Origin of the sequence: Roseomonas sp. TAS13, assembly GCF_001950415.1 — a bacterium.
Classification (GTDB): domain Bacteria; phylum Pseudomonadota; class Alphaproteobacteria; order Acetobacterales; family Acetobacteraceae; genus Roseomonas; species Roseomonas mucosa.
In genome coordinates this window covers 1-6,580 of record NZ_BDLP01000247.1, presented here as the reverse complement: position 1 = coordinate 6,580, position 6,580 = coordinate 1, and the positions used below count along the sequence as shown (strand labels likewise).

Annotated in this window: 4 protein-coding genes; 3 read left to right on the top strand and 1 reads right to left on the bottom strand. The window is 70.5% G+C overall.

Translation table 11 applies throughout. The features are described 5' to 3' along the window. Positions 1-2,383 (top strand): HWE histidine kinase domain-containing protein (locus ROTAS13_RS16935; protein WP_216348672.1); only part of this gene is annotated, 2,383 nt, incomplete at its 5' end. Positions 2,384-2,498: 115 nt separating this feature from the next. Further along, positions 2,499-3,791, top strand: coding sequence for an NCS2 family permease (locus ROTAS13_RS16930; RefSeq protein WP_171979129.1), 1,293 nt, complete (start codon positions 2,499-2,501; stop codon positions 3,789-3,791). Positions 3,792-3,858: 67 nt separating this feature from the next. Here the strand turns inward: ROTAS13_RS16930 and ROTAS13_RS16925 are convergent, their stop codons facing one another. Further along, entirely contained in the window at positions 3,859-5,100 is a 1,242-nt protein-coding gene (locus ROTAS13_RS16925) for a polyhydroxyalkanoate depolymerase (RefSeq protein WP_075822915.1), read from the bottom strand. A gap of 341 nt (positions 5,101-5,441) precedes the next feature. Here ROTAS13_RS16925 and ROTAS13_RS16920 point away from each other — a divergent pair. After that, a partial coding sequence (locus ROTAS13_RS16920; RefSeq protein WP_075822914.1) for an MFS transporter occupies positions 5,442-6,580 on the top strand: 1,139 nt, incomplete at its 3' end.

Below are 6,580 nucleotides of genomic sequence, written 5' to 3'. Positions count from 1 at the left end.
GGCGCTCTGCACCCCCGCTCCCGCCCCGCAGGAGCCCGGCCCGCCTCGCCTTCCCACGGGGGCCCGGCTGCTGAGCGGGGTGGAACTGCGCCCGGGCCGCTTCTTCGACCTTCAGGGCCGCGACAGCCCCGCCGGGATCATCGTGGAGATCGAGCCCCGGGGCGTGCCGGGCCCGGTGCGCCAGGACGACACTCTGGTCCTGGTCCAGGGCATGATCGCCAGCCTCCAGGGTGCCGCGACCGCCCGGCCGTACTGCGAGGCGGCGGCCGCGACGATCCGCGACATGACCGGCTTCGACCGCGTGATGGTGTACCGCTTCGAGCCCGACGACACGGGCTGCGTCGTGGCGGAAGCCAGGGCGGAGGGGACCGGCTCCTATCTCGGCCTGCACTTCCCCGCCTCGGATATCCCGAAGCAGGCCCGCGCCCTCTACCTGCGCAACTGGATGCGGCTGATCCCGGACGCGCACTATATCCCGGAACCGCTCATGCCGACGCTCAGCCCGCGGACGGGCGAGGCGCTGGACATGTCCGACTGCTCGCTGCGCGCGGTCTCCCCGATCCATCTGCAGTATCTGCGGAACATGGGCGTACAGGCCTCCATGTCCCTGTCCATCCAGCAGGGCGGGCGCCTCTGGGGGCTCATCGCCTGCCACCACCGGACCGCCTGGCACCTGCCCGTCGCCCTGCGCGCGGCCTGCGAGATCTTCGCCCAGATGTTCTCGCTGCAGCTCGAAACGCTGGAGCAGCGGGAGGACCATGAGGACGCGCTGCGCATGCGCCGGGTGCACGAGCATCTGGAGCAGGTCATGGCGCAGGAGGAGGAACTCGGCGAGGGGCTGATCCGGCAGCGGCCGAACCTGCTCGACTACCTGGAGGCGGGCGGCGTGGCGGTGATGGCCTCGGGGCGATACGCCACGGCCGGCCAGACCCCGACGCGGGAACAGGTCAACGGCCTGGTGGAATGGCTGCGCGGCACCGTCGAGGAGCGGATCGTGGCGCTGGACCGCCTGCCGGAGCTCTATCCCCCGTCCCGGGAATTCGCCGATGTCGCCAGCGGCGTCCTCGCGCTCTCGGTGAGCCGCGCGCCCCAGGACTATATCCTCTGGTTCCGGCCGGAGATGGTGCGGACGCTCCACTGGGCGGGCAACCCGGACAAGCCGGTGGAACCGGGCGCCGGGCCCGGGCAGCTTTCGCCCCGCGCCTCCTTCGCCACCTGGACCGAGACGGTGCATGGCCGCGCCCGGCCCTGGCGGGCGGTGGAGATCGAGGCGGCGCAGGCGCTGCAGCTCAGCCTGCTGGAAGTGGTGCTGCGCCGGATCGAGGATGCCTCCGAGGAGCGCGGGCGCGCCCGGGCGCAGCAGGACCTGCTGATGGCGGAGCTGGACCACCGGGTGAAGAACACCCTGGCCAATATCCAGGCCCTGGTGCGCCACACCAAGAGCGGCGCCGGCAACCTGGAAGGCTTCGTCCACGACTTCGACCGGCGCATCCGCGCCATGGCGGTGGCGCACAGCCTGCTGACCAGCACGCGCTGGGAGGGGGCGGACCTGCGGGCCCTGGCGGAGGAGGAGCTTCGTCCCTATCGCAACGCCAGCGAGCAGCGCGTCATCGTCGCGGGGCCGGAGGTCCGGCTGAAGCCGAAGGCGGCGCTGGCGCTGAGCCTCGCCTTGCACGAGCTGGCGACGAATGCCGCGAAATACGGCGGGCTGTCGGTGCCGGAGGGACAGGTCGCCGTCACCTGGAGCATGGATGGCGAGCGCATCATCCTGCACTGGGTGGAAAGCGGCGGCCCGCCGGTGCAGCCGCCGCGCCGCCGCGGCTTCGGCTCGACCGTGGTGGAACGCGGCCTTTCCTATGAGCTCGGCGGCCAGGCGAAGCTCAACTTCGACCCGGCCGGGCTGCGCTGCGCGGTGACCATCCCGCTGAAGCAACTGGTGGAAAGCGCGCCCGCCTCGCCCACCGCCGCGCCGCGCCGGCCCGAACCGGCCCCGGGCACCATCGCCGGGCGCCGCATCCTGGTGGTGGAGGATGCCGCGCTGGTGGCCATGCAGGTGAGCCGCGCGCTGGAGGATGGGGGTGCCGTGGTTGTCGGCCCCGCCGCCGCGCTGGCCCAGGCGATCCGCCTCGCCGTTTCGGCACGGATCGATGCCGCGCTGCTGGATGTGGACCTCGATGGGGAAAGCGTCTTCCCCGTGGCCGATGTCCTGGCGGAGCGGGGGATTCCCTTCCTGTTCACCACCGGCTTCGACGCCGCCACCATCGTGCCCGAGCGGTTCCGGGGCACCACGGTGCTGGGCAAGCCCTATGGCACCGACGACATCCATCTCTGCATCGTCGCCCTGCTGCGCGACCGCCCACCGGCTGGCGAGCCAATGGGCTAGAGCCGGGGGCTGAGCCGCCAGGACGGGTGGCGCGGCCCGTCGGCATCGCGCTTGCTTCCCCCCGTCTTCGCCGCCGTGGAAACATGGCGGATCACACCGAGGGGGAATCGGGACTGTGGAATCGTTTTTCCGCCTGCGCGAGCACAGCACCACACCGCGCACGGAGATCATGGCGGGCTTCGCCACCTTCCTGACGATGGTCTACATCGTCGTGGTCAATCCCAACATCATGGCCGCCGCCGGCATCGACCAGGGGGCCTCCTTCGTGGCCACCTGCCTTGCCGCCGCCATCGGCTCCGCATTGATGGGACTGCTGGCCAACTATCCCATCGCCCTGGCGCCGGGCATGGGGCTGAACGCCTATTTCGCCTTCGCCGTGGTGGGCGGCATGCACATCCCCTGGCAGGTGGCGCTGGGCGCCGTCTTCCTGTCGGGCCTCATCTTCCTCGCAGTCTCTGTGCTGCGGATCCGCGAATGGCTGATCAACACCATCCCGCTCTCGCTGAAGCTCGGCATCGCCGCCGGGATCGGCTTCTTCCTCGGCATCATCGGGCTGCAGGGCATGGGGCTCGTGGTGGCGAACCCGGCCACCATGGTCGGGCTGGGCCATGTGGCGGAACCGAAGGTGCTGCTCTCCTGCCTCGGCTTCCTGCTGATCGCCGGCCTGGTGGCCCGCAACGTGCCGGGCGGCATCATCATCGGCATCCTCGTCACCGCGCTGCTCGGCATCCCCTTCGGGCTGACCACCTTCCACGGCGTCGTGTCGCTGCCTCCCTCGCTGGCGCCGACCTTCCTGCAGCTCGACATCCCCGGCGCCATCGGCCTTGGCGTGGCGGGGATCGTCTTCACCTTCTTCATCGTGGACCTGCTGGACAACGCGGGCACGCTGATCGGAACCACGCACCGCGCCGGGCTGATGCGGCCGGACGGCTCCGTGCCGCGCCTCGGCCGCGCGCTGCTGGCCGACAGTGGCGGCGCCATCATCGGCTCCGTGCTCGGCACCTCCACCACCACCAGCTACATCGAGAGCGCGGCGGGCATCCAGGCCGGGGGCCGCACCGGCCTCACCGCCCTGACCGTGGCGGTGCTGTTCCTGCTGACGCTGTTCCTGGCGCCGCTCGCCACCTCCATCCCCGGCTATGCCACCGCGCCAGCGCTGGTCTTCGTCGCCTGCCTGATGGCGAAGTCGCTGCGCGACCTGGACTGGGAGGACCTCACCGACTACGCGCCGGCCATCATCACCGCGCTGTCCATGCCACTCACCTTCTCCATCGCCTCCGGCATCGGCATCGGCTTCATCACCTATGCCGTCACCAAGGTGCTGGCCGGCAAGGCCGGGCAGGTGTCGGGCGCGGTCTGGCTGATCGCCCTGCTATCCGCGGTGAAGTTCGGGATGGGCGCGGGCTGAAACGCGGACGGGGCGGCCAGCGGGTGGCATCGCGCCACCGCCGGCCGCCCCGCCGATGGAGGCCGGGTCAGGCGGCGGTGGCTTCCGCCGCGTGGTTCGCGGATTCGATGGTCTCGCGCACCATCGGGTAGATTTCGGTGTTCCAGCGGCGCCCGTTGAAGACGCCGTAATGGCCGACGCCCTTCTGCACATGGTTGCGCTTCCGCTCCGCCGGCAGGCCGGAGCACAGGTCGAGCGCCGCCGCCGTCTGTCCCACGGAACAGATGTCGTCGCGCTCCGCCTCGATCGTCAGCACCGACATGTCCTGGATGAGGTCCGGCCGGACCAGGCGGCCGCCGACGGTGAGCTTGCCGAGCGGCAGGGCGTGGTCCTGGAACACGATCTTCACCGTCTCCAGGTAGAACTCCGCCGGCAGGTCCATCACCGCGAGATACTCGTCGTAGAACTTGCGGTGCGCCGCAGCCGCCTCCTCCTCGCCCGAGACGAGATGGCGGAACTGGTCGGCATAGGCCTTCACATGCCGGTCCATGTTCATGTTCAGGAAGGCGGTGAGCTGCAGCACGCCGGGATAGACGCGGCGCCCCGCCCCGGCGAAGCGCCAGGGGACGGTGGAGATCAGGTGCTGCTCGAACCAGGAGATGGGGCGGGAGGTCGCGAGCTCGTTCACGGAGGTCGGGTTGACGCGCGTGTCGATCGGCCCGGCCATCAGCGTCAGGCTGCGCGGCCGGGCGGGGTCGCGTTCCTCCGCCATCAGCGCGGCCGTGGCCAGCACCGGCACGGCCGGCTGGCAGACCGCCACCACATGCGCACCCGGTCCCATCGCCCGCAGGAAGCCGGCGATATGCGCCACGAAGCCGTCGAAGCCGAAGGAGCCCGCGCTGACGGGGACCTCGCGGGCATTGTGCCAGTCGGTGATATGCACGTCGTAGTCCGGCAGCATCGTCGCCACCGTGCCACGCAACAGGGTGGCGAAGTGGCCGGACATGGGCGCCACCAGCAGGACCGGCGTCTGCTTCCGCTTCGTGTCCTTGCGGAAGCGCAGCAGGGTGCCGAAGGGCATGGCATGCACCGCTTCCTCGGTCACGGCAACGGTTTCGCCATCGACCTGGACCGAGGTGAAGCCGAAGGGCGGGCGCTCATGCGTCGTCCGGGCCGCGCCCAGGATGTCGAACATCGCCGCCCAGTGGCGCAGGGGGAAGACGCCCGGCATGGCCTCGTCGAACTGGCGGAGAAGCCGGCTGCTTCCGCGTGCGAAGCCCTGGAACGGCGCAAGGATATCCTGCTGCGCCTGATAGGCGTCATAGAACATGGTTCTGGCACTCTCCCTGCATTGCCGTGTCGTCAAGGACGGTCGCGGAACACGCTGCGGTTGCTTTTCTTGCCCGTGACTGTGATCCATCAAAGTGGACGAATGATGTACGCAATGAACGCACGCCGATACTGGGGGATGCGTGGCGTGTATCAAAATATGGTACGCTCCCTGCCCCCGACGCAAGGGCTGGCATGGCAGCCCCACCGCCTCTGTCATGGCTCGCCCCGCCCCTGCCCTTTCCTCCCCGGACCTTTCCCGCCCACGGCGCGGGTCGCGCCACCCCGCCCGACGGGTTAAGCCGGTCTTCCGTCCAAGCCAGAAGCCGGTCCCCGAGTCCCATGCCGCTGCCAGCCGCCTTCCAGCCCCTGCGTCATCCGAACTTCCGGCTGCTATGGACGGCGACGCTGTTCAGCAACATGGGCCTGTGGGTGCAGAACACGGGCGCCGGCTGGCTGATGACCATCCTGGACGGGCGCCCCGGCATGGTCGCCCTGGTGCAGACGGCGAGCCTGCTGCCCGTCTTCCTGCTGGCCATGCCGGCTGGGGCGCTGGCCGATATCCTCGACCGGCGGCGCTTCCTGATCGGGGCGCAGCTCTGGATGTGCTTTTCCGCCCTGCTGCTCTGCCTTCTGGCGGCTGTGGGGCTGATCGGCCCCTGGGGTTTGCTGGCGCTGACCTTCGCCCTGGGCATCGGCTCGGCCATCAACTTCCCGGCCTTTTCCGCCGTGACGCCGGAACTGGTGCCGCGTGCCGATCTCGCCCAGGCCATCGTGCTGAACGGCATCGGCTTCAACCTCGCCCGTGCCCTCGGCCCGGCGTTGGGCGGGCTGCTGATGGGCGTGGCGGGGCCGCAGGCGACCTTCGCCCTGAACGCCGCCTGCGTGCTGGTGCTGGTGGTGGCGCTGTTCCTGTGGCGGCGGCAGGCCCCGGCCGGGCGCCTGCCCAACGAGCACTTCCTGTCCGCCATGCGGACCGGCGTCCGCTTCGTGGTGGCGAGCCCGGCGCTGCGCGGCACCATCCTGCGCTCGCTGGTCACCTTCTTCGCCGGGGCGGCGATCTGGGGGCTGCTGCCGCTGCTGGTGCGGCGCCAGCTCGGCCTGGGGCCGGAGGCCTTCGGGCTGATGCTGGCGGCCATGGGCACCGGGGCGGTCTGCGCCGGCTTCCTGCTCCCGGCGCTGCGCAGCCGGATGAGCTTCTCCACCCTGGTGGTGCTGGGCACCGCCGCCATGGGCGTAGCGCTGGTGGTGCTGGGGCTGTCGCGCCACTGGCTGCCGGCCATCCTGGCCATGCTGGTCTATGGCGCCTGCTGGATCTCGGCGGCCAGCACCTTCGGCGCCTCGGCGCAGCTCTCGGCCCCATCCTGGGTGCGGGCGCGGGCGATGGGGCTCTATCAGGTGGCCACCTTCGGGGCGATGGCTGTGGGCTCCGTGCTGTCCTGTCTCTTGATCACATCTACGCACAGCTCCACCGTAAGGCG